Origin of the sequence: Chryseobacterium sp. GM_Chr_2 (assembly GCF_026540445.1) — a bacterium.
GTDB lineage: Bacteria > Bacteroidota > Bacteroidia > Flavobacteriales > Weeksellaceae > Chryseobacterium.
On sequence record NZ_JALNUD010000010.1, the window covers coordinates 87,821 to 113,970 of the forward strand.

At 34.0% G+C, this 26,150-nt stretch carries 20 protein-coding genes; 12 read left to right on the plus strand and 8 right to left on the minus strand.

Features of this window, described 5'->3' with window-relative positions; genetic code table 11:
* Positions 1 to 18: 18 nt before the first annotated feature.
* From bshC to rimP, 8 genes are all read right to left on the minus strand, one after another.
* Entirely contained in the window at positions 19 to 1,605 is a 1,587-nt protein-coding gene (gene bshC, locus OXQ85_RS15315; protein WP_267405566.1) for a bacillithiol biosynthesis cysteine-adding enzyme BshC, read from the minus strand.
* Positions 1,606 to 1,618: 13 nt separating this feature from the next.
* Positions 1,619 to 3,565: a putative porin gene (locus tag OXQ85_RS15320; RefSeq protein ID WP_267405568.1), complete on the minus strand. Its 1,947-nt coding sequence runs from the start codon at positions 3,563 to 3,565 to the stop codon at positions 1,619 to 1,621.
* A gap of 43 nt (positions 3,566 to 3,608) precedes the next feature.
* A complete protein-coding gene (locus OXQ85_RS15325) occupies positions 3,609 to 4,289 on the minus strand; it encodes a hypothetical protein (protein WP_267405570.1) in 681 nt (226 codons plus the stop codon).
* Positions 4,290 to 4,402: 113 nt separating this feature from the next.
* Positions 4,403 to 5,818 (minus strand): RagB/SusD family nutrient uptake outer membrane protein, encoded by a 1,416-nt coding sequence (locus tag OXQ85_RS15330; protein ID WP_267405572.1) that lies wholly within the window; start codon positions 5,816 to 5,818, stop codon positions 4,403 to 4,405.
* Positions 5,819 to 5,828: 10 nt separating this feature from the next.
* Positions 5,829 to 8,669, minus strand: coding sequence for a SusC/RagA family TonB-linked outer membrane protein (locus OXQ85_RS15335; protein WP_267405573.1), 2,841 nt, complete (start codon positions 8,667 to 8,669; stop codon positions 5,829 to 5,831).
* A 309-nt stretch (positions 8,670 to 8,978) separates the two neighbouring features.
* Positions 8,979 to 11,996, minus strand: a complete 3,018-nt coding sequence (gene infB / locus OXQ85_RS15340) for a translation initiation factor IF-2 (RefSeq protein ID WP_267405575.1) — start codon at positions 11,994 to 11,996, stop codon at positions 8,979 to 8,981.
* A gap of 77 nt (positions 11,997 to 12,073) precedes the next feature.
* Complete coding sequence (gene nusA, locus OXQ85_RS15345; protein WP_267405577.1) at positions 12,074 to 13,309, minus strand: transcription termination factor NusA; 1,236 nt, start codon at positions 13,307 to 13,309, stop codon at positions 12,074 to 12,076.
* Positions 13,310 to 13,324: 15 nt separating this feature from the next.
* Positions 13,325 to 13,792, minus strand: a complete 468-nt coding sequence (gene rimP / locus OXQ85_RS15350) for a ribosome assembly cofactor RimP (RefSeq protein WP_267405579.1) — start codon at positions 13,790 to 13,792, stop codon at positions 13,325 to 13,327.
* Between the two features lie 215 nt (positions 13,793 to 14,007).
* On the opposite strand from rimP, the gene OXQ85_RS15355 reads away from it, so the two are divergent.
* From OXQ85_RS15355 to OXQ85_RS20640, 12 genes are all read left to right on the plus strand, one after another.
* Positions 14,008 to 15,321, plus strand: coding sequence for a UDP-glucose/GDP-mannose dehydrogenase family protein (locus tag OXQ85_RS15355; protein WP_267405581.1), 1,314 nt, complete (start codon positions 14,008 to 14,010; stop codon positions 15,319 to 15,321).
* A gap of 4 nt (positions 15,322 to 15,325) precedes the next feature.
* Positions 15,326 to 16,405 carry a dTDP-glucose 4,6-dehydratase gene (gene rfbB, locus OXQ85_RS15360; protein ID WP_267405583.1) on the plus strand — a complete coding sequence of 360 codons (1,080 nt, stop codon included), beginning with the start codon at positions 15,326 to 15,328 and terminating at the stop codon, positions 16,403 to 16,405.
* 12 nt (positions 16,406 to 16,417) lie between these two features.
* On the plus strand, positions 16,418 to 17,281 hold the full coding sequence (gene rfbA / locus OXQ85_RS15365) for a glucose-1-phosphate thymidylyltransferase RfbA (protein ID WP_267405584.1): 864 nt from the start codon (positions 16,418 to 16,420) through the stop codon (positions 17,279 to 17,281).
* 177 nt (positions 17,282 to 17,458) lie between these two features.
* A complete protein-coding gene (locus tag OXQ85_RS15370) occupies positions 17,459 to 18,307 on the plus strand; it encodes an ABC transporter permease (protein ID WP_267405586.1) in 849 nt (282 codons plus the stop codon).
* Between the two features lie 44 nt (positions 18,308 to 18,351).
* Entirely contained in the window at positions 18,352 to 19,611 is a 1,260-nt protein-coding gene (locus tag OXQ85_RS15375; protein WP_267405588.1) for a polysaccharide ABC transporter ATP-binding protein, read from the plus strand.
* A 28-nt stretch (positions 19,612 to 19,639) separates the two neighbouring features.
* Positions 19,640 to 20,050, plus strand: a complete 411-nt coding sequence (locus OXQ85_RS15380) for an FdtA/QdtA family cupin domain-containing protein (RefSeq protein WP_267405590.1) — start codon at positions 19,640 to 19,642, stop codon at positions 20,048 to 20,050.
* 220 nt (positions 20,051 to 20,270) lie between these two features.
* The gene (locus OXQ85_RS15385; RefSeq protein ID WP_267405592.1) at positions 20,271 to 21,338 is read left to right on the plus strand and encodes a hypothetical protein; all 1,068 of its coding nucleotides are present in this window, start codon (positions 20,271 to 20,273) and stop codon (positions 21,336 to 21,338) included.
* The gene (locus OXQ85_RS15390; RefSeq protein WP_267405593.1) at positions 21,339 to 22,226 is read left to right on the plus strand and encodes an NAD(P)-dependent oxidoreductase; all 888 of its coding nucleotides are present in this window, start codon (positions 21,339 to 21,341) and stop codon (positions 22,224 to 22,226) included.
* A gap of 1 nt (position 22,227) precedes the next feature.
* Entirely contained in the window at positions 22,228 to 22,836 is a 609-nt protein-coding gene (locus tag OXQ85_RS15395) for an HAD hydrolase-like protein (protein ID WP_267405594.1), read from the plus strand.
* A gap of 98 nt (positions 22,837 to 22,934) precedes the next feature.
* Complete coding sequence (locus tag OXQ85_RS15400) at positions 22,935 to 24,038, plus strand: DegT/DnrJ/EryC1/StrS family aminotransferase (RefSeq protein WP_267405595.1); 1,104 nt, start codon at positions 22,935 to 22,937, stop codon at positions 24,036 to 24,038.
* Positions 24,025 to 25,539 (plus strand): hypothetical protein, encoded by a 1,515-nt coding sequence (locus OXQ85_RS15405; RefSeq protein ID WP_267405597.1) that lies wholly within the window; start codon positions 24,025 to 24,027, stop codon positions 25,537 to 25,539. Before OXQ85_RS15400 ends, OXQ85_RS15405 begins: the two co-directional genes overlap by 14 nt.
* Positions 25,536 to 26,150, plus strand: coding sequence for a DapH/DapD/GlmU-related protein (locus tag OXQ85_RS20640; RefSeq protein WP_276590721.1), 615 nt, complete (start codon positions 25,536 to 25,538; stop codon positions 26,148 to 26,150). The genes OXQ85_RS15405 and OXQ85_RS20640 overlap by 4 nt, the downstream gene beginning before the upstream one ends.

Genomic DNA, 26,150 nt, shown 5'->3' on the forward strand with positions numbered 1-26,150 from the left:
AAAAATACTTCTTTAAAATTAAATGACAACAATTATTAATTTTGAATCTTGAACCACCATTTCTTCCCAACAATTTTCAAGCCATGCATATCCATAATCTGCGAAGAAAACGCTAAAATTATAAACCCTTTCCTGCCAAGTTTTAGAAGGATGTACATCTAAAAACAGATTTTCCAGTCTTTCTAACATTTCGCTCTGTTTTATTTTTTCTGCGTGAAGAAGACGTTTTTTCAGTCTTTTGAATGATTTCAGTTGTCGAACTTCCTCCGCTTTCACCATATTTCCGAAAGATTTCTCCGTGGTTTCTGCGATATTTTTTAATTCAGAGAAATGATTAATTAGAAGATTTTCTTTTTCATCCAACAATTTCAAAATAGCGTTATCGTCTAATATTTTGTTATTCGTAATCGTTGTGAAATTCTGGAAAAAGTCTTCTACTTTCAAATTCAATTTCTCGATTTTTCCAACTGTTTTTTCTTTCAAGAATAACATTGAATTTCGAGGAATTAAAATTGGAAAAGGAATATTGATGGTGTTGAAATAATCTTTTAATTCCAACCAATACATGATTTCGGCATTACCTCCGATATAAGCTAAATTCGGCAACACTGTTTCCTGATATACCGGACGCATCAACGCATTCGGACTGAATTTTTCAGGATGATTTTCAAGCTCATTAAGAATTTCTTCCTCTGTAAACTGAATATTTTTGTCTACAATCGTATATTTTTTTCCGTCAAAATCAATTCGGTCTCTTGTTTCAGAAAGATAAAACAAATTAATTTCGCGCGGATTTACCTGAACTTTTCCATATTTATTTGTTAAAAAGTCAACTTTCTCTTTTGAGTTTTTATGTAAACTAAAATTGAGAAGTTCATCTTTAAAAGTTGCTTTAATTTGATTTTTAAGCGCCGAAGAATCGCCATCCAAAATCAACAAACCAAAGTCTGAAAACAATCGGTTCACCAAAATCTGAATCGCCTGTGTTAAAGTATTTCCAACTTTATAGGCTTCTTTCAGCATTAAAATTAATTCAGTTCCGAAAACAGAATCTTTGAATTCCTTTTCAAATTCAGAAATAAAGAAGGTATCGTTAATTTCAATTCTTCCAACCGCACCACCCGATTTCTCGTTGATCTCGTAATAATTATTCTCTGTTTTAAAATGGTTGATTTCCGCAAAATCATGATCTTCCGAAGCCATCCAATACACCGGTACAAAGTTGAAATCCGGAAAATTCTCTTTTAAATAAGAACAAGTTTTAATCGTCTGTAAAATTTTATACACGAAAAAAACTGGTCCGGAGAATAAATTTAACTGATGCCCTGTGGTGATCGTAAAAGTATTCGGTTGCTTTATATTATCTATATTTTCTTTTTGCTTCGAAGAAAGTTCAAGATGAGAAAGCTGTCTTTCTAAAACATCTGAAAGAACATTTCTTTGCTCTGAAGTAAAAGAATTCTGTTTTTTGTGAATTTGATTTTTAAAATGATCTAAAGAAAATGTGTTTTCTTCAAATCCCTCAATTTTTTGATTTAGAAAATCTTTAACCAATTGAGGAATGCTTTCTATATCGTTAAATGATATTTTATTTATAGTTTTCAACCTGATTTAAGTTTTAGTTGAACATATACCACACAATTCCGATGTTTAACCTAAAATCATAAACCGGATAGTGCGGAAATGCGTACGCTTTATTATTTGAGATAGCCGATCCCACTTGCTGACCTTCAATAAAGAAGAACATTTTTTTAATTTTCATATTAAAATAAACGTCTACCAAAGGCTGTCCGCCGATAGAGAACGAGCTGGAACCCGGCAAAATGTATTCGTTAATGATTGGAAGATATTCTCTTGTTGCAAACTTCGAGAAATAATAAATCTTGACACCGGTTTGCACTTCTGCAGCTTTCTTAAACCATTTTCCTTGGTAGAAAATATTGGCTCTACCAATGAAACTTGGCATCGGATAAAGATCTTTATTTGATAAAGCATTCTGAAACTGCAATCTTGTATTCAAATGGAAATTACCGCAGCTAAATGTAGCATCGCCTCCAATTTGAGAAATATTCAGAGAACTTTCGCTTTGTTTTGGCTGTGCGCTACTGTCGAAGTACGTGTAATTATCAATTCTGAAATAGTTGGCAAATAATTCGGTTTTGAACCATTTTAAATTGATATTTCCTCCAATCTCAGTGATCGACTGGTTTTTCGCATCCTGCAGATAATAATTAAATCTATTATAGATCGAAGTATTCAAAAGATAGTTGAAGCTTGGATAAACGCTTTGGAAATTCACCTTCGCATTTACAAAATAATCTTTGATAGGTTCAAATCTTAAATTGTTTGTTGTCTTTAGATAATTCCCAAATTCGCTGCCTTTTGAAAATTCCAGGAATGAATTTAAGTGAATTTTATCAAAAAGTTTAACCTCTAAATTTCCAACTGCACCTAATCTATTTTCTTTAAGCTTTGTTGGATAAGCAATGTCGTTTATTGTAATTCCGTTTTCTAAACCAAACTCAAGCATTTGATAACGAACTCCCGCATCCAATTTCAAGTTTTCTTTATCAAAAACCAAACTTACAGTATTGCTTAAATTATTTGAAAATTTCTGAGTTCCCAACGAGTACCCATTTACCAACTCATTGGCATTTGTATACCAATATCCTTCCAAAGCATTTTGGTGGTAGAAGTATTTATTTCCCTGATGAAAAATCGTGTGCCTGATTCTGAACGGGAACTTTTCTGCATTAAAAGGCGTAAACTGATGGCTTAAATAATATCTTCGGTACGAAAACTGCGAACTTGAGCCTGACAGATTTACCTGCATATTCTGGCGGTTACTTGAATTGCTGTCACCATCCTGGAAGAGATCATCTCTGGTAATCCCTCCATTCTCCTGATTGTTTACATTTTGATGTAAATAGTGGGCAAACAATTCATAATTTCCGCTTTTGGAAATATAATGCCCCGAAAATAAAGTATTGTTATTTGCTGCAAGAGAATTTCTATATAATCCTTGCGAACGAAGTCCCATATATTCCACCGCAAAGTTGAATCTTTTACCAATATTTTGGGTATAGGTAGATTTCAGCGCGGCCCCGTTTTTCATCGTATTATGATAGATAAAAGTTGCCGTCGGTGTTTTTACATCATAATATTGGATATCATTAATCCCTAAAATCCCATACGATTTATTAGTGGGAAGCAATGATAAGTTTTGTTCTGCATTAACTTCAAATGACAAAGGATTGAATCCAGCACCTACATTCGCAAACTGTGCTCTTCCAAAGTTATCTTTATTGTTATATTGCGTAAAGATATACGTCTTGTCAAATGACATAACAGTATCAAACACCTTCTTTTCAGAAAATTGTGTCTGATACTGATAATCATTGATTGTTGGTTTAAATATTTTTAAGGAATCTTTCTTCCCCGAGTCGATAACCAGTGTATCTTTTTCAGCAATTTTTTTGTCCAGCCTGTTGGAGTCTGTCTTATTAATTACCTGAGCGTGAGAGATAGAGGCGAAGAAAGTTATTATAAGAAATATGTATTTCATTTTTTGCTTTTGTAAGGCAAAAATACATGTTTTTTTATAATTACTATTTATTAATAAAATCAAATAATTTTATCAAATCAGCTTCTTTGCTGAAATTAATTTTATTAGACTTTACAAAGTCTTTTACACTTTTTTGGTCCAGAGAAAGTAAGCCTGACAATTCTTCTATATTCTTAGAAAGTTTATAGAAATTACTTCCATTAGAAACTAAATATAAATCTTTTTCTTTAGCATAATAATCATTAGCATCTTTACCGTAAGCATTTGGACTTTTCTCTCCTGGCATTAATTCCACTTTCTCTCTTTTAAACAAACCATACTTTCCATCCTTTTTACTTAAAAGAACAAGATATCCAACTTTAGTATTTCCTAAATAATCATATTTTTTTACAATATAAGTTTTATTCAACGATGGAAAATTTATCACAGTTCCTTCTACTTTATCAATATAATAGGTTTCATTATTATTAGAGAATTCCATCTCATCAGCATAAGCATTATACCTAAGATCCTGTACATTTTTAGAGTAGCCATCAATAGAAACCTTATCAAATTTTTTTCCATTAGAATAAGGATTACCATCTACTATATATTCACCACTTTTAACTCTTTTCCCTAAAGTAAAAATCCTATCACTGGACATAAAAACATTATCATTTCCTGTTTGAGCGAGAAAAGAAGTTGTTGCCAATGGCAAACATAAAATTAAAAATATTTTTTTCATATTGAACTTTTATATATACATGTAAAGATAATAATTTTCCTTGATGAATTTTCATAAAAAAAACCGCTAATAGCGGTTTTTTTTATGAAAATGATTATCAACAAATCATTAAATTAGTTATCATAACCAGGATTTGATTGAACAGCTCCTACATTAGTTTCTGATAAAGGAATAGGGAAAGCATTTAATAAGATACTTGTACTAGCACCTGTTGGTCTTGGTACAGCATCGCCCCATCTTCTTAAATCCCATTGTCTTAAACCTTCTCCAAGAAGTTCTCTTGCTCTTTCTTTTTTAAGTTCTACAATATCCACAGTTGTAGCAGCAGCTAAACCTCTATTTTGGCGAATCAAATTTAAGTAAATTAAAGCTTGAGATTGAGTTCCTCCATTAATTTCAGCTTCTACGCCATCTAATAAAACCTCTTCATAACGAAGCATTTTTATATTATCAGCACCAGAAGCATTCATATATTTACCTCTAGTTGTACCATTAGCAGCCAAATATGATAAATAACTCGTTCCTGAAGCTGTAGTTATAAGGCTCTTTCTAACATCTGTAGTAGTAGCCCCATACAAATCATTTGCAACACCAGCTTTAAGCACGACATTACCATAACCTCCATTACTTAATTTATGTCTATATGAAGCAGTTCCTAATGCAGAAACGTTTCCAACTGCCAATTCAAACATAGAGTTTGGTGAAGAACCATTCTTAGCAAAATCATAGCTTCCTGCAAAATCTGCTGCTGGTATAACACTATAACCTCCAACTGCAACAATTTGGCTTACTAATTGTCTAACTCTTGCGTAGTCTCCCTTGTAAAGATAGAATCTAGCCATTAATCCTTTAACAGCAGACAGAGATAAAGCAGTTCTGTCACTTGTTTTTAAATCATAATCGCTATTATCGGCCATTAATTGTACTGCTTTGTTAAAATCAGCCGCAATTTGTGCTTCCGTTTCTGCAACAGTACTTCTTGCCTGCTTAGCTTTAGGATCATATTTTAATGGTAATACAGCTCCTAAAGAAGTTGTGGAACCAGTATATTGCTGACCATATAAACGTAATATATCAAAAAAACCTAAAGCTCTGATAGCATAAGCTTGTCCTTGTAAAAAACTAGCGTATTCTTGATCATCAGAAGTAAATCCGGAAAAGTCCGTATTAATTACAACGTTTGCAATACCAACAGTTTTATAAATTTGATTCCAAGTATCTCGTGAATAAGCATCAGAAGAAGTCATTGTATAATTCTGTACATTCTGATAATATCCGCTCGCCAAATTACTATACATTACATCAGATCTTACCTCTCCAAATGCCAAGAAATCACAACCATAATAATAACGAGATCTCATCTGAGCATATCCCCCTCTTACAAAAGATTCAACTTCCTGAACTGACTTTAATTGCCCCTGTTCTACTTCTTCATAGAATTGTCTATCTACAAAATCATCACTACAAGAGACAGAAACTGTTAAAAGTCCTATAGATAGCAATGCTATTTTTAATATTTTATTTTTCATTTTTTATTTTTTAAAAACTTAGATTAACACCAAATAAGAACGACTTCAATACCGGTAAACTTAAATTTGTGTATCCCGCAATATTTGTTTCAGGATCAAATTTTAATTTCTTATCAAATCTGTAGGTCCATGCATTATTAGCCATTGCATATACTTGAACAGAATTTAATCCTGAACCCCTTAAGAAATCACCCGTGAATGTATATGCAACTCTCGCATTACTTAAACGAATATAATCTGCGTCATATAAAAATCTAGTTGATGCTCTGTTTGAAAGTTTGTTACCACCGTATACAGGTTTAGGATTTGATGCTCCTGTATTAGTTGGAGTCCAATAATCACCAATTACGTCACCATATCCAGGATAGTTATATGAATATTGCCCATCAGAATATAGGTAGCTTGACCAATCATCATATATTTTCCCTCCAAAACCATAAGTAAATTGAAGATCTAATGAGAACCCTTTATAAGATAAACTCGTATTAGCACCTCCAAATATGTTACTCAAGAAAGATCCTTGGACAGCTTGTTGAGCTTGGTTATAATTATTGGTCGTTGCACCATCAACACCATTTACATACCAAAGCGGATCTCCATTAGAAGGATCTACGCCTGCCCATTTTCTTAGATAGAAAGTTCTTACACCTTCACCAACTCTAAGTGTTGTTGTTGAACCATTTACCGTACCTCCATATAACTCCGTAACTTCATTATTAAGAGTTGAAAGGTTACCACCAATAGACCAATTAAGTTGGTTTCTATCACCTTTAATGATATCAGCATTAACAGCAAATTCAAATCCTTTATTTACTAATGTTCCTACATTGTCTACGTAGAATGCACTTAGTGGACTATCTGGGTTATTAACCCCTTGCGCACCAGATAAAGGTATATTATAAATTAGATTTTTAGTTTTCTTATTATAATATTCAGCTGTTACTGTCAATCTATTATTGAAGAATCCTAAATCAACTCCTACGTTAAACGGATTAACTGTTTCCCAAGATAAATTTGGATTATATACTCTATTAATAGAAGCCGCAGCATAGTCATTATAGTTTGTTGTATAAGAATATGTTGCATAAGGATTAGCATCGATTTGATTTCCTAATTTACCATAAGATGATCTAAACTTCAACATAGAAATTGCTCCTATATTTTTTATAACCTCAAATCTAGCTACATCTAACCCGACACCTACAGACCAAAAATCCCCAGCCTTTTGACCTGGTACGAATTGAGATAAGATATCACGTCTGTATGAAGCATCAACTAAAACTAATTTATCATAATCATAATGACCTGTAGCAGCATACCCGTAACGTGAAGTTAGACCTCTTTCTCCTCCATATCCAAAAGGAACAATGAAGTTTGTTAAAGTTTGTAATGTTGGAGTACCAACAGTAATTCCTGTTGCTGTAAGATATTTTTCATCTTTTTTGTAAGCTTCCTGAATTAATGAAGCAGCAACATTATGCTTATCAAATCTATAGTTAAAATCTAATATGTTTTGGATGTTAAAATTAAAATAACGTCCCATACCTGTTTTTTGATAACCTCCATAATTATATCCATCACCATGTAAAGGATTCCAATAAGTATCTTCTTCTATATTTATATATTCTGGAGAGAAAACAAATCTATAAGTCAGATTTTTTAAAATTTTATATTCTGCATTTAAATTAGCAAACGCTCTGAAAGTACCTGCTTTCACATAATTTAAATCTTGAAGAGCTGCAGGGTTAAAGTTACCGTTGCTTAACCTTCCAGTAGCTCCTCCAAAATACCAACTACCATCTGCATTTCTAACAGGATCTGTTGGTCTGTTAAAATACTGAGCCAAAATAGGATTTGAAAATGCCCCTCCATCGCTTAGTGTACTAATCTTACTATACGAAAATTGGAAGTCTGTACTAATTTTTAATTTGTCTGTAGCTTGATAAGCTAATCTATTAGTAAATGCTAATCTGTTAAAATATGAATTTTTAACAACACTTTCTTGATTGAAATAGTTCAAAGAAGAATAATACGTGAATTTATCATTTCCACCAGACACACTAAAATCAGCATTTTGCTGGTAACCATATTTTTGAGTTTCCTTTTGCCAATCAGTACTATATGGAGAATTAAAAATAGCAGCTGGACCTGTTCCTAACTCACCTCCTTTTATGTCATCAACAGTAATTGTCTCATCATAATAATTTGAGAATCCTTCTGCGACATAGCTTTTCCACTCATCAGCAGTGAAAGCTCTGTGAGGTTTAACTGCTCTATCATTGAAACCACTACTAAAACCTAAATTAAACTTAGGCTTTCCTTTTTTACCAGATTTAGTTGTAATTACAATAACCCCAGCTCCCGCATCAGCTCCATATACTGCCGTTGAGACAGCATCTTTAAGAACTGTAACGTTTTCAATATCGTCTGGATTTAGAGAAGCTAAGACATTCGAAGTTGTATTTTGTCTTGATAAATCTCCTGATGCTATTCTAACTCCATCAACAATATAAATAGGAGAAGTCACCCCATTGATTGAAGAAATACCTCGAACACGCACAGACGCCATACCTCCTGGTTGTCCAGAAGCATTTCCTGTTTGCACCCCAGCTACTCTACCTTGAAGCATTTTATCTACAGAAGCTACAGGAACATCCTCGATAGCTTTTGCTGACATGGTACTTACAGATCCTGTCAATTCCTGAACTGTTTTCTTCTGACCAAATCCTACCATTACTACTTCCTCAATCTGAGTTTCTTTAGCAACTGTATCCTTCTTGGATTGTGCGTAAGCTGTTTGCCCTAAAAAGAACAACGCCCCAGCACTTAATACACGTAGTTTAACATTCATATTAACAAATTTTAATATATTTAATGGGCAAATATGTTAATAAATTTTAACACTTGCAAGTTTTTTTACCACTTATTAGAGAGTTACTTTTAGGTTTTACTATAAAATATACTTAAAACAAACAAAATTTAACAATAATATTCGCTCATTTTTAAATAAAATACATTTTCAATATACTAGAAAAAACTTTTAACATGTTTTCATTAATAGGAAAAAACTTATTTAGAATCATTATAAATTAATAAAATATATTAAATAAAAAAACCACCTCAAAAAAAGGTGGTTTTTATTTATCTATAAAAAGTAGAGTTATTTCAACTTTTTCTTAACAGCAACTTCTTCGTAAACTTCTAGAATGTCGCCTATTTCAATATCATTATAGCCTTTCAAGTTCAATCCACATTCGTAACCTTTTGTTACTTCTTTCACATCATCTTTGAAACGCTTTAAGCTTTCTAATTCTCCATCAAATTTCACAATACCGTCTCTTAGCAAACGTACTTTCGATTGTCTTGTTACTTTTCCGGTAAGAACCATACAACCAGCAATTGAACCCACTTTAGAGATCTTAAATACCTCACGGATTTCAACATTACCGATTACCTGCTCCTGAATTTCAGGAGAAAGCATTCCCTCCATCGCTTCTTTAACCTCATCGATAGCTTTATAGATTACAGAATATGTTCTGATCTCAATTTCTTCACGATCCGCCAATTCTTTTGCATTAGCACCCGCTCTTACGTTGAAGCCGATGATAATCGCATCAGATGCTGCCGCTAAGTTGATATCAGACTCCGTGATTTGTCCAACACCTGAGTGAAGGATTTTCACACTTATTTCTTCTGTTGACAATCTCTGTAACTGATCAGAAAGTGCTTCCACAGAACCATCAACGTCACCTTTAAGGATAATGTTCAATTCTTTGAATTCCCCTAAAGCAATACGTCTTCCAAGCTCTTCAAGCGTTGTATGTTTTTTAGTTCTGATAGAAAGTTCTCTCTGAAGCTGCTCTCTCTTATTCGCGATTGCCTTACCTTCACTTTCGTCGGTATAAACACGGAATTTATCTCCTGCGGTAGGCGCTCCATCCAAACCTAAAATTGTTGCCGGAATTGAAGGACCTGCTTCTTTAAGATTCTTCCCTCTTTCATCAAGCAAAGCTTTTACTTTACCGTGATTCTTACCTGCTACCACATAATCTCCAACTCTTAAAGTTCCGGTTTGAACCAACATTGTTGCTACATAACCCCTTCCTTTATCCAAAGAAGCTTCGATAACAACTCCGTTTGCTGAACGATCCGGATTAGCTTTTAATTCAAGCATTTCTGCCTGTAATAAAACTTTCTCTAATAATAAATCAACATTATTACCAAATTTAGCTGAAATCTCCTGAGCTTGAACATTTCCACCCCATTCTTCAACTAAAACAGAAGGATTCAATCCTGAAAGCTGCTGACGGATATTATCAGGATTAGCATTTGGTTTATCTACCTTGTTGATCGCAATAATCATCGGTACACCTGCCGCCTGAGCGTGAGCAATAGCTTCTTTCGTTTGTGGCATTACATCATCATCGGCAGCAATTACGATAATCGCAATATCCGTGATCTGCGCACCTCTCGCTCTCATCGCCGTAAAGGCTTCGTGACCCGGAGTATCTAAGAATGTAATTCTCTGACCGTTCTCCAATTTCACATTATAAGCTCCGATGTGCTGCGTAATACCTCCAGATTCACCCGCAATTACGTTAGTTTTTCTTACGTAATCCAATAATGAAGTTTTACCGTGGTCAACGTGCCCCATTACCGTAACAACAGGCGCTCTTGGCACTAAGCTTTCTTCAGTATCGATTTCTTCTTCAGAGTCTGTATCTTCAAGATCTGCATCAGAGAATTCAATTTTATAACCGAACTCATCTGCTACTAATAATAAAGTATCAGCTTCAAGTCTTTGGTTCATGGTAACCATTACCCCAAGAGAGAAACATGCAGAGATTACTTCTGTAGGAGAAACGTTCATTAAACTTGCCAATTCACCAACAGTGATGAATTCTGTAACTTTTAATGTTCTATCTGCCGCATCAATTTCTTGCTGACGCTCATCCTGCTCTCTACGGAAGTTTCTCTTATCTTTTCTGTGCTTAGCAGATTTAGACTTACCTCCTTTATTTGTTAATTTTTCAAGGGTTTCCTTGATTTGGTTTTTAACTTGTTCGTCTGTTAATTCAACAGGCATGGTTCTTTGCCCAGGTCTGTTTCCTCCTTGTCCGCCTCTGTTAAATCCGCCTCTGTTTCCACCTTGACCACCTTGTCCTGGTGGACGGTTTCCTTGGTTGTTTCCAAAACGGTTTCCGCCTTGACCACCTTGACCTTGAGGACGATTTCCTTGTCCACCCTGTCCTTGGTTACGGTTTCCACCTTGTCCGCCTTGACCTTGAGGACGGTTTCCTTGTCCGCCACCTTGGTTATTGTTGTTGTTATTGTTTCCGCCCTGTTGGTTATTTCCACCACCTTGTTGGTTGTTGTGGCCACCTAGCTTCTCAATTCTTTTTCTTTTCTTTTTTGCTCCAGAACTAGGTTTTGGCGCAAATTGAGTTAAGTCGATCTTTTCTCCAACGATCTTAGGACCGTCTAGTTTCTGATAAACTGTTTCAATTTTTTGTGGTTCCTGAGATTCAGGCTCAGCTTTCTGAGGTTCAGCTTTTACCTCAGCAGGTTTAGCCGGAGCCGGAGTTTCAGCAACTGGTTTTGGAGCTTGTTTTACAGGCTCAACTGGTTTTTCCTCTGCTTTCTTCACTTCTTCTTTTGGTTTGTCTTTTTTAGCAGGTCTGTTTCTAGATTCTAATTGAGACAAATCAATTTTATCCAGAACTTTAAATTCCTGTTTTTCGGGAGTCGCTTTTACTTCAGGAGTTTCTTTCACTTCCGGAGCAGGTGCTACTTCCTCTTTTTTCTCCTCAATTACCGGTTCCGGCTTTTGAGCAGGAGCAGGAGTTTCTTCAACTTCAGGCTTTTTAGGCTCTAAGTCTATTTTACCTAAAATCTTAGTTTCTGGTTTATTAGCTTTAGCTCTTATTACTTCAGGGGTTTTCTTCTCTTCAATTTCCAGTTTTTCTTCCGGAACTTTTGTGATCACCACCTCATGGGAAGCCTTTCGCTGTTCACCATCCTTGGCAAACTCAGCCTCCAATGCAGAATATGCCGCTTCTTCTAATTGAGCGTTAGGATTGTTTTCAACCACAATATCCTTAGATTGTAAAAATTCTACAAGCCTAGACATCGAAATATTGAATTCCTTAACCGCTTTATTTAATCTTATTTTTGGCATCTATATTATTTACTGTTTTTTAATTCTTAAAATTAAAGTATTTCTTTTTTACTGTTTATTAAAATTTATTTAAAATCTTAATCTTCAAATTCTTCTCTAAGAATACGCTTCACATCTTCAATAGTCTCCTCTTCAAGATCCACCATATTCAGTAGACTTTCAGTATCTTTATCTAATACCGATTTCGCAGTTGTAAGACCTACTTTCTTAAATTCATCCAAAATCCACTGCTCGATATCGTCATTAAATTCTCTTAATTCAACATCGTCATCTTCGCTAGACTCTCTGTATACATCAATTTCAAATCCTGACAACCAAGAAGCCAGTCTGATATTCTGACCTTGCTTTCCGATTACTTTAGAAATCTCTTCAACAGGGGTATAAACTAAAGCATAATTAGTTTCCTCGTTGATGTCAATTTTATTGATGGTAACATTACCTAAAGCTCTCTTCACCATGATCTCCGGGTTTTTAGACCACTGGATTACATCAATGTTTTCATTTCTCAACTCTCTTACCACGCCGTGAATTCTTGAACCTTTCACACCCACACAAGCTCCTACAGGATCTATTCTGTCGTCGTAAGCATCTACTGCAATCTTCGCCTTTTCACCAGGAATTCTCACTACTTTTTTTAGCATGATCGTTCCGTCTTGGATCTCAGGAATTTCCAGCTCTAATAATTTCTCTAGGAATTTAGGTGCAGTTCTGGAAATAATAATCTGTGGTTTAGAGCCTTTAAAATCTACTGTTTCAACAATAGCTCTGATATTCTCACCCTTTTTAAAGAAATCGGATTGGATCTGATTTTCTTTCGGCAAGATAAATTCGTTTCCTTCATCATCCAACAAGATCACATGCTTATGACGGATATGGTGAATTTCTCCTACCACAATCTCCCCGATCTTATCTCTGAACTGCTCATACAACATGGCGTTGTTATGTTCCTGCAGTTTTGTTGCCAAAATCTGTTTCAACGTAAGAATATTTCTTCTTCCCAACTGAGCAACCGGAATTTCCATGGTAAAATCTTCACCTACTTCGAAGGTAGGATCTATTTTCTTAGCCGCAGAAATCTCGATTTCCAAATCATCATCTTCAGACATTTCGTCTTCAACGATTGTTTTGTTTAAAAAGATCTGAAAATCTCCTTTGTCAGGGTTTACAATCACATCAAAATGATCATCTGAATCGTATCTTTTTCTCAAAAGTGTCTTCAGTGAATCTTCAATAATTGCCATAAGATCAATCTTACTGATCCCTTTTTCGTCTTTAAAATCACCAAAGGATTCAATCAACGCTATATTATCCATTTATTCTTTTTTCTTTTAAAATTTAATTATTACTAATGCTTTTTTAATCTCAGAGTAAGGTATCTCTTTCTCTTCTACCACATCTACTTTGCCTTTACCGATATCTTTCGGTTTTCTGTAACGAAGCGTAAGTGTAATTTTTTCGTCATCTACTTTAGACAGTTCACCTTCAATTTTTGTAGAGTCTTCAAACATTACTTCGATCTCTCTTCCAAGGTTTTTATTAAACTGTCTTGGTGTCGCAAGAGGCTCGCTTAATCCCGCCGACATTACCTGTAAGCTGAAATCATGCTCTTCACGATCCATATTAAATTCTACTGCGCGGCTTGCATCAAGACAATCCTGCAAAGTAACCCCATTATCACCATCCAAAATCACAGTGATATCGTCCCCTGCAGAGATCTTTAAATCAATAAGAAACAAATCTGTTCTTGTTGCAAGGAATTCATTTAATAATTCTTCAATTCTTTTTCTAAACTCCATAAATTTAATGCTTGATTTACAGTACGAAAAAAGGCTTTCTTCCGAAGCCTTCTCATTTTTTCCCGTAAATCCAATGCAAATATACGAATTTTTCGTAAAAAAGCAAAATCATCTTATTATCAAGCAAATAAGTTAAAGAATGATTTACATCAAATTAAAAGACGTAGTGAAAGTATTTTTATTACTTTTGTGTAGAAATTTTAAAAACATACATTTTGAATATTACTATTGTAGGAACAGGTTATGTAGGATTAGTTACAGGAACCACCCTTGCAGAACTTGGAAATTCAGTATACTGTGTAGATATTGATGAAAAGAAAGTAGAAGGTATGAAAAACGGCGTAGTTCCCATCTATGAGCCGAACCTTGAAGAAATGTTCTTAAGAAACATTCAATCTGAAAGATTATTTTTCACTACAAACCTAAAAGAAGCTTTAGACAAAAGCGAAGTTGTGTATCTGGCACTGCCAACTCCACCAGGAGAAGATGGCTCTGCAGATCTTTCTTACGTTTTAAAAGTGGCCAACGATATCGGTGAGATGATGACTGAATATAAAGTGATCGTCAACAAAAGTACAGTTCCCGTAGGCACAGCCGACAGAGTGAGAGAGGTAATCTCATCTAAAACTCAAATTCCTTTTGATGTGGTTTCAAACCCGGAATTCCTTAGAGAAGGTTTTGCGGTAGAAGATTCTATGAACCCGTCAAGAGTTGTTGTAGGCGCAAGCTCTCAAAAAGCACAAGACATTATGGCTAAAATTTACCAGCCATTTACCAATACAGGAATCCCTATTATTTTCATGGACGAAAAGTCTTCTGAATTAACAAAATATGCTGCCAACTCATTCTTAGCTGTAAAGATTACATTTATGAATGAAATAGCTAATTATTGTGAAAAAGTAGGTGCTGACGTTGATAAAGTAAGACTTGGAATGGGAAGTGATGACAGAATTGGTCACAGATTCCTTTTCCCGGGAATTGGATACGGAGGAAGCTGTTTTCCTAAAGATGTAAAAGCATTGATCAACTCTGGAAAGCAGGAAGATTTCAACTTCCAGATTCTTGAAGCTACCGAAAATGTAAACACAGCGCAAAAAGTAATTCTTGTTTCAGAAATCGAAAAATATTTCGGCGGAAACATTGAAGGAAAGAAAATTGCCATGTGGGGACTTGCTTTTAAAGCAAATACAGACGACATTCGTGAAGCATCTTCTTTAGATAATATCGATCTTCTTTTACAAAAAGGTGCAAACGTGGTAGCATACGATGCTATTGCCGAAAGTAATGTGCAAAAAGTACTGGGAGACAAAATTCAGTATGCGAAAGGAATGTATGATGCATTGGAAGATGCAGATGCTCTATTCATCGCAACAGAATGGCCGGAATTCAAAAATCCAAACTTTGAATTAATGGCTAAAAAACTTAAAAATAAAGTTATTTTTGACGGAAGAAACATGTATCCTTTGGAAATTCCTGAGCAAAATGGTTTCTTTTATAAAAGTATAGGCAGAAAGACAATCTCAAAATAAATAGATGAAGAACATAATCATTACAGGAGGAGCAGGCTTTATTGGTTCCCACGTGGTAAGAGAGTTTGTAAAAAACAATCCGAACACGACAATAATTAACCTTGACGCTCTTACCTATGCCGGTAATCTTGAAAATTTAAAAGATATTGAAAACGAACCTAATTATGTTTTCGAAAAAGCCGACATCACAAAACCTGAAGAACTAAGAAAAGTTTTCGAAAAATATAATCCAGATGCGGTAGTGCATTTAGCAGCCGAAAGCCATGTGGACAGAAGTATTACAGATCCGATGGCGTTCATCAACACTAATGTAAACGGAACAGCGAATCTTCTGAATCTTTGTAAAGAATTCTGGGCATTAAACCCAGATCATACACACGGAAGATTTCCTGATGAAAAAAGAACCAATCTTTTTTATCACGTTTCTACTGACGAAGTGTATGGAAGTTTAGGCGAAACAGGATTTTTCCTTGAAACAACATCTTACGATCCGCAGTCTCCATATTCAGCTTCAAAAGCAGCTTCTGACCATTTGGTGAGGGCGTACGGAAATACTTACGGAATGCCTTTTATTGTTTCAAACTGTTCAAACAATTACGGTCCGAATCATTTCCCTGAAAAATTGATTCCACTTTGTATTTCAAATATTATTAACGAAAGACCTTTGCCAATTTATGGTGACGGAAAATACACAAGAGACTGGTTATACGTAATCGACCACGCAAAAGGAATTCATCAAATTTTCAATGAAGCTAAAACGGGAGAAACTTACAATATCGGAGGTTTCAACGAATGGCAGAATATTGATTTGGTTAAAGAATTAATCAAGCAAATGGATGCTAAACTTGGAAGAGAAGAAGGTTATTCTGAAAAACTGATCACTTTTGTAAAAGACAGACCTGGTCACGACAAACGTTATGCAATTGATGCTACAAAACTGAATTCTGAGCTGGGATGGAAACCATCTGTAACGTTTGAAGAAGGTTTAGGAAAAACAATCGACTGGTATCTTGAAAATAAAGAATGGCTTGAAAACGTAACAAGCGGCGATTACCAGAAGTACTACGAAAACCAGTATAACTAAAACACACAAGAGATGAAAGGTATCATTTTAGCAGGAGGCTCAGGAACGAGACTTTATCCTCTTACGATTGCTGTAAGTAAGCAATTAATGCCGGTTTATGACAAACCAATGATTTATTACCCGCTTTCCACGTTATTGTTAGCTGGAATTAAAGATATTTTAATTATCACAACTCCACACGATCAGGCAGGTTTTATCAAGCTACTGGGCGACGGATCGCAAATCGGATGTAATATAGAATATGTTGTTCAGCCAAGTCCGGATGGTCTGGCACAGGCTTTTATCTTAGGAGATAAATTCATCGGAGACGATGCTGCGGCATTGGTTTTAGGTGATAATATTTTCTACGGTTCCGAAATGGGAACTTTATTGAAAAACAAAACCAATCCAGACGGAGGTGTTGTGTTTGCTTACCACGTTTCAGATCCTGAAAGATATGGTGTGGTAGAATTTGATGATAACTTTAAAGCGGTTTCTATCGAAGAAAAGCCAACGCAGCCAAAATCAAATTATGCAGTTCCTGGCTTATATTTTTATGATAATGATGTTGTAGAAATTGCCAAAAACATCAAACCTTCTCATAGAGGAGAATTAGAGATTACTGATGTAAATAATGTATATTTAAACAACGGTAAACTTGAGGTAGGTGTTTTAGACAGAGGAACAGCGTGGCTGGATACAGGAACTTTCGATTCTCTAAATGATGCTTCAGAATTTGTAAGTGTTATTGAAAAAAGACAAGGCTTCAAAATTGGATGTATTGAAGAAATTGCATTCAGAAACCATTTTATCGACGAGGAAAAATTGCTCGAAACGGCAGTTAAATATGGCAAAAGCGGTTACGGAGAATACCTGAAGAAACTCGTACAGAAATAACAATTTAATTTTAAATAATTCAAAACTATTAACCTTTATGGTTAATAGTTTTTGTTAATACCAACAAATATTAATATATTAGTTGTTATTTTCCAATTGTTATGTGAATAATAATTCACAAACATGAAAGTACCGTAAAGATTAATTATTATAAATTTGCACTAAATTTTCACACAGATGAATGAACCACAACAGAAGTGGACAGAAACGATAGAGGCCAGCCATTCTTTATTTGATGTAAAACTTAAAGAAGTATGGAAGTATAAAGATTTGATTTACATGTTTGTGAAGAGAGACTTTATATCCAGTTTCAAACAAACTATATTAGGTCCTATTTGGTTTTTTATCAATCCCATTTTCACTACAATTACTTACCTTATTATTTTTGGTAGATTTGCTAAGCTTCCTACAGATGGAGCTCCGGGACTTATCTTCTATTTGGCAGGAGTTACCTTGTGGAATTATTTTTCAGGGGCATTGCTCGGTACATCGGGTACATTTACAGGAAATGCCAGCATTTTCGGCAAGGTATATTTCCCAAGATTAGTAACCCCTATTTCCATTGTGATTTCAAACCTAATGCGCTTAAGTGTCCAGTTTATTTTATTCCTGCTGGTTTGGGTTTATTATTTAATTAACAACGAAATCTCTCCTAATATCTGGATTTTAGCAACTCCTTTTTTACTTCTGTTAATGGCATTATTTGCTTTAGGAGTGGGAATGATTTTTTCAGCATTAACTACGAAGTATAAAGATTTAAGTATGCTATTAGCATTTGGTATTACATTATATATGTATGCTACTCCGGTTATCTATCCGGTATCAATGCTTCCTGGATATTTTAAAAAACTAGCTAAATTTAATCCGCTTACAGGTATTTTTGAATGCTTTAAATACGGATGGCTTGGTGTAGGAGATTTTTCCCCTGCAATGCTTCTAATAAGTTCGGGTATTATCGTTGTACTTTTATTTATTGGCATCATTACCTTCAACAAGGTGGAAAAAACATTTATGGACACCGTGTAATATTATTAAAAACACGCTGACAAAAAAATTTAAAACAAAGAAACATGCTAGCTTTAAAAGCAGAAAACATATCAAAACAATACCGTTTGGGGCAAGTGGGAACAGGCACGCTTTCTCATGACCTCAACAGGTTTTGGCACAGAGTAAGAGGAAAAGAAGATCCTTATTTAAAAATTGGAGAATCTAACGACAGAACCACCAAAGGAGATTCTGAATATGTATGGTCTCTTCGTGATATTAATTTTGAAATTAATCAGGGAGATGCCGTAGGAATTATCGGAAGAAATGGTGCCGGAAAATCTACATTACTAAAACTATTAAGTAAGGTAACTAAACCTACCACAGGAACCATTCATACCAACGGAAGAATTGCATCTTTATTAGAGGTAGGAACAGGTTTTCACCCCGAAATGACAGGTCGTGAAAATGTTTTTCTGAACGGCGCCATTTTAGGGATGACCCGAAAAGAAATCACCAGAAAATTTGATGAAATTGTAGCATTTTCAGGTGTTGAAAGATATATTGATACTCCTGTAAAAAGATATTCCTCGGGAATGTATGTTCGTTTGGCATTTGCCGTTGCAGCCCATTTGGAATCTGAAATTTTGATTGTTGATGAAGTTTTGGCAGTGGGAGATGCAGATTTTCAGAAGAAGTGTCTAGGTAAAATGAACGATGTGGCAAAAGGAGAAGGAAGAACAATTCTTTTTGTGAGCCATAATATGACTGCCGTAAAAGAGCTTTGTAACAAAGGTATTCTTCTAAATCAAGGTACACTTCAATATGAAGGTGATATGCTAAGTACAATTATCGAATATCAAAAAAGTAGTGCCACCGCAAGCTCTTATCACTACAACGGAAATATAAATGAGGCGTTAGGCAATGAAAACATCAGAATAAAAGAATTTTCGGTAAATCCTATCAAGGGAAGTTTAATTGATATTGATTCTGGAGTTCGTGTAAAATTGGTTTTCGAAAACTTCCGTCCTGATATTAATTTGGATACGACTTTTGAATTAAAGAATTATGAAGAATTAGTAATTTTTCATGTAGGTGCCTTTGCTGCAAAAAATAACGATGCCAAGATAGGTGAATATACTGTAGAATATGATATTCCTTCGGGATTATTAAACGCTGGAAATTATTACTTTAAACTGTATTTCGGAAGAGATCAAAGCGAACTTTTATACGGAGTTGATAGTTTCATAGGGTTTGAAGTTGAAAATGTAAAAGTTGGTAATAAGCTTCACATCTATCCTGGAATTACAAGACCTCATTTCGATTATAAAGTACAGACACCATGATTAAAGAAATAATAAAAAATTCCCAGACATGGCAGAACCACAAATAATAACATTTGACAAAATAGGTTCTTCAGAACTTGGTTATATTACAATTGCTGAAGCTCAAAAGAATATTCCGTTTGATATACAACGTGTGTATTGGACCTACTTTACTCCACAAGATGTCGTAAGAGGAGGGCATGCTCATAGAAATTTACAGCAGGTAATATTTGCAGTTTCCGGAACGATTACTTTTAATACAGAAGATAAAGAAGGTAATAAAAATACTTTTGTATTAGATCATCCTACAAAAGGTTTATATATCCCAAAATTAGTATGGCGGGACATACAGTTTTCGCATAGTGCAGTTCTTTTATGTTTAGCTTCAGAATTGTATGATGAAAGTGATTATTTCAGAGATTTTGATGAATTCAAAATTGTAGCAAATGAAAAACAATAGTTCTGTATTTAATTATAATTACATTAATACAGACAGATAAAATAAACTTTGATGAAGAAAATCTCACAATAGCCGAAAATTAAACTGCATCCAATCTCAAGTGATTTAGCATTAGTAATCAAACTCAGATTCAAAGTTGGTTTGCTTGATTTCGGAACTTCAACATTCATAATGAAAAAGACTATATAGGAGATTATCATGAATTTTTAAAATTTATATAATGATTAAAATATTAATTGCCGGTGCAGGCGGTGCTCCCTCTGAAGGAGTAATCAACTCACTTCTTAGAAGTTCAAAAAAAGAAACAGTAATCGGCATGGGCAGTGAACCAACTGACCTGATACTATCGAATGCTCATGAAGTATCTTATATACCTTATGCCAATCAAGCTGATTATAAAGAATCATTATTACAAATACTGAATCAGGAAAAACCAGATCTAATACATTTTCAAAATGATTTAGAGATTTATCATGCTTCTAAAATAAGAGAAGAAATTCATGCTACAGGAACCAAGACATTTATGCCTTCTCATGAAGTGATAGACACCTGTGTTCATAAATATAAAACGTATTTAAAATTCAAAGAAGCGGGCGTAACAGTTCCGCAAAATATCATGCTTAATAATGAAGAAGATTTAAAGAAAGCTTTTTCAGATTTAGGTGATAAAGATGGAAAAATATGGCTAAGAGCTTCATCTATCGGAGGAGGAGGCAAAGGGGCACTTCCTACAAATGATTTTTCTTTTGCAAAAGGATGGATCGAAAGATATAATGGGTGGGGAGATTTTGTTGCAGCAGAAATGTTAACTCCGGATACGGTAACATGGCTTTCTATTTGGCATGAAGGAGAATTGGTGGTAGCTCAGACAAGATTGAGAAAAGGATGGACACATGGTAACAGAACTGTTTCTGGTGTTACGGGTGTTACAAAAGTAGGGCAAACCTATTCAGATCCTGAAGTAGACAGAATATCAATAGCTGCGATAAAAGCTGTTTCGGATAAACCTCATGGTATCTTTGGTGTAGATATGGCCTATGATAAAAATGGCATTCCTAATCCTACGGAAATCAATATTTCAAGATTCTTTACAACCGTATTATTTTTTACCGAAGCAGGATTAAATATGCCCGAAATCTTTAAAGATATTGCTTTATATAATGAGTTTCCTCAATTAAACAAAAAGATAAATCCGTTAGAAGATGGATTATTATGGTTAAGAGGTATGGATACTCAGCCAAGATTAATGACGGATATACAAATACAACAACTTATAAAAAACTTGTAAATGTTACTTTTAACGGGAGCTTCAGGATTTATAGGAAAACACTTACTTGCCCTGCTTATTGAAAAATATGGCGGAGATAATATTTTGTGTTTAACTTCTCAACCTATATCAGAATGTAAATATCTGTTGCATAACAATTATCAGTTTGAAGACGATTTTTTTATAAAAAATGGCTTTCAAGATATTGAAACAATAATTCACGCAGGAGCTTTTACCCCCAAAAAAGGAAGTGAAGCAAATAATATTCAATTATCCAATTCAAATATTTCCAGCACTTACAAGCTATTAAATGCTGCTTTGCCTCGTTTAAAAAAATTCATTTACCTTAGTACACTTGATGTTTATGATAATGACAAGATCATTTCTGAAAGTACTTTAGAAAAACCTACGTCATTATATGGTCACTCTAAGCTATATTCAGAAAAAATGGTTGAAAGCTGGGGAAAAGAGCAAAATAAATCTGTTCAGATTTTAAGGATAGGTCATGTATATGGCCCTGGAGAAGAGGCCTATCAGAAGATCATTCCTGCTACAATTAATAATATTTTATCCGAAAAACCTGTTCAGATTTGGGGTTCGGGAGAAGAATTACGTTCTTTTATTTATATCAAAGACATTGTAGAAGCCATTGTTGGCTCTATTGATCTCGAAGATGTTGGCGTTATCAACTTAGTCGGCAATCGTTCTATTTCCATCGAAGATTTGGTGAATACAATACAACTTATTTCTAATCAAGAGGTAGCAATAGAAAAAATACCTGTTGAAAAAAAAGGAAGAGACTTTGTATTTGACAGTTCAAAAATGAATACCTACTTATTGCAGAAAGAAACGTCGTTGGAAGAAGGGCTAAAGGAAGAATTTGAGTACATGAAAAAAAATAAAAACTAGCATGAATATTTTTTTCGACCTAGATGGTACTTTAATAGATTCCCGACAAAGACTATATCAATTATTTCAGTCATTAGTTCCTACTTCTGAATTATCTTTTGATGAATATTGGGATTTTAAGCGTAATAAAATAAGTCATAAAGAAATTCTTTTTTCAAAATTTAATTACTCTGACGAGCAATTTGGCGATTTTGAGAAAAAATGGATGTCAGAAATTGAATTAGAAAAATGGCTAGAATTAGATATTCCTTTTGAAGGAATTTCAGAATGGCTGCTAGAACTATCTAAAAAGCATTCTCTATTTGTTGTAACAGCGCGTCAATCTGAAAACATTGCTGTGGAACAGATAAAATCATACGGTTGGGAGAACATTTTTCTAAAACTTTTAGTGACTCAACAGAAACAGGAAAAGCATGATTTAGTTAAAAATGCTGTTCAAGTAACTTCTGAAGATTGGTTTATTGGTGACACAGGAAAAGATGTTGAAACCGGAAAATTATTAGGAATAAAAACAGCGGCTGTACTTTCAGGTTTTTTAAGCAAAGAAAGTTTAATCCCCTATCAGCCAGATATTATTGCAAATACTGTTTTTGATTTAAAAATTATATAATAAAAACACAGCTCATATTTTGAAGAATTCAAAAGAGATAAAAAAATTCTCTTTCTAATGTGCTGAAATATATGGGAGCATATTCAAAATAAAAAGAAATGATAAAATTTTTAGACATACAAAAAATTAACCTTTTGCATCAGGCAGAAATTGAAACCCAACTTTTAGAGGTTTTCCGTTCTGGCTGGTATCTGCTTGGAGAAAAAGTAAAAGCTTTTGAAAATAATCTTTCACAATACATCGGAGCAAAACATGCTATTGGCGTTGCTAATGGTTTAGATGCTCTTCGACTTATACTTAGAGCTTATATTGAAATGGGAATCATGAATCGCGGTGACGAAATCATAGTTCCATCCAATACCTACATAGCTTCTATTTTAGCCATTTCTGATAACGGATTAGTTCCTGTTTTAGTAGAGCCTGAAATTAATACGTATAATATTGATATTTCGAAAGTTGAAGAAAAAATCACCCCCAAAACAAAAGCAATTCTTATTGTTCATTTGCAGGGAAGAATTGTTTTTTCTGATGGGTTAAAAGAAATTGCTCAAAAGCACGATTTAAAAATCATTGAAGACAACGCACAAGCCATCGGTGCTGAATGGAATGGTTTAAAATCCGGAAATTTAGGAGATGCTGCAGGTTTTAGTTTTTATCCCGGTAAAAACCTAGGCGCTTTGGGTGACGCAGGTGCTGTAACAACCAATGATGAAGAATTGGAAAAAATAATCAGAGCATTGGCAAATTATGGCTCCAATCAAAAATATGTAAATATTTATCAAGGTTTAAATTCAAGGCTGGATGAAATTCAAGCGGCTGTTTTGGATGTTAAACTGAAATATATAGATCACGAAAATACGATCAGAAGAGATATTGCAAAACGTTTTATTAATGAAATAAAAAATTCGGCAATTATTCTTCCTGAAAATCCGGAAGACGAGAATGAGCATGTATGGCATGTTTTCGTTATCCGTTCAGAAAAAAGAGACGAACTTCAGACATATCTTACTGGAAATGGGGTTCAAACATTAATCCACTATCCTATTCCACCTCATCAGCAGGAGGCCTATAAGGAATGGAATACAATGTCTTTCCCAATTAGTGAAAAGATACACCGTGAAGTTTTAAGTTTGCCTATTTCTCCTGTGATGACAGAAGATGAAATTGAAAAAATAATTTCAATAGTAAATGATTTCAAATAAGCAACTTATAAATTTAGATTCAATTCTAAAAAAGAATTTAAAGACATCTATTAGTCTTAAAGATTTTGATAAAGCTTTAAGATTGATCGAACTGTCTGCACATTTACAATATAATTATTGCTTCAATTCTACATTATACGATCAAGAACTTGAACATTCTTTACAGCAAATTGCCAATCATTTATTTGAAAACGTAGAAATAATACCGAAAGATAATGTTGTATTATTTTATGATTTTTTTGGATATGACAACAGAGGGCTTACCCAGCAATATTTGCGTGCACTAAAAGAATTGAATAAGCGAATTGTTCTAGTTTTTGAAAATAAAAAAAGACAATATAAAAACGAGGCTATTCTTGCTGAAATCGAAAATTATCCAAACAAAGTAATTTATTATCTTGAGGGTAATAACAGAATTGAATTATGTGAGTCTCTATTCAAGATTGTAGAAACTGAGAAACCAAAGGATATTTTAATGCACCTTATCCCTTGGGATACAATTGCCTATATGGCATTTTATAAAATAAAAGGCGCAACAAGATATCAAGTTAACTTAACAGATCACACGTTTTGGTTAGGTACTGATATTACAGATGTTAACATAGAGTTTCGTTCTTTTGGAATGAATTTGTCTGAACAATTAAGAAATATTCCGGCTCATAAAACCCGTTTATTACCGTTTTATCCAATTTTATCTACGGAAGAATTTCAAGGATTTGATTTTGATACTCAAGGAAAAAAAATCATTTTTTCAGGAAGTACTTTCTATAAAATTCTGGGACATAATTTAGAGTTCTTTGAAACTATTGCACGTCTTTTAAAATTGGATGATAATTTAATTTTTGTATTGGCAGGAAGCGGTAATAATAGTGCTATTATTGATTTCATTAATAAAAATGAACTTAATAACAGAATATTCCTCATTGGTGACAGATATGATTTATTTGAAGTTATGAAAAGGGTAGATTATTATATTTCAACATTTCCCATTTCAGGATCTCTAATGACTCAAACTGCAATAGCGGCTGGACTTCCTGTTTTCACGTATGTAAGTTCAAACAGCCTTTACAACGAAATAGAAAATTTATTCTCTAAGTCTGAAACTTTTGAATCCACCAATAGTTTGGATGAGCTTGTAGAAAAATTTTCAATTGAACATAAGAAAGGAAGCCAAAGAAATTCTCAGGGAAGAGAATCTATGCTAAGTGAAGAGGAATTTGCTCAAATCTTAGGTAAAATACTAGAAGGAGAAAATCCTATGTCTTTTTTAGAAAAAAGGGTAAGCATTCAGGAATCTTATCAACATTTCAATGAATTAATGATTGAGACTGAAAACTTATATAATCCTATATTTGATAATACAATAAACAAATATTTACCTGCAAAAGAAAGATTAAAGTTAATTCCTAATTACAGACGTAATTATTACAAAAAAGTATTTAAAGAAAATAAAATACAGTTTTTAAAAGAATTATATTATTACTTAATAAAAGGAGAATGAGTTTTTTAAAAAAATATCTTGTAAAATATTTATTTAAAATAATTAATTCTGATGCATACAAATCTCATAAAATGCATCAGCAAAATGCTTGGGCAAAAGCTAACTTCAAAACGTTTGGAGAAGGCTCTCATCTGCCTGACTTTTATTGGATAAAAAATCCAAAATATATGTCAATTGGAAAAGGATTCAGCTCACTATTCAATCTTAGACTTGAAGCATGGGATCGTTTTCAAGGCCAAACTTTTACCCCAGAAATATCTATTGGTGACAATGTAATTGTAAATTCAGACGTTCATATAGGTGCCATTGAAAAAATTATCATTGGAAATAATGTTTTAATGGCAAGCAGAATTTATATTTCAGATCATTATCACGGTGATATCAGCGGTAATGATTTAGACATTCCTCCGAGGCTCAGACCTCTTTACGCCAAAGGTCCCGTTATTATTGAAGATAATGTATGGATTGGTGAAGGAGTCTGCATACTACCCGGAGTTACCATTGGCGAAAATTGTATTATAGGAGCAAATTCTGTAGTAAACAAATCATTTCCTAAAAATTCCGTAATTGCTGGTGTACCAGCAAGATTAATCAAAACACTTGAAAAATAA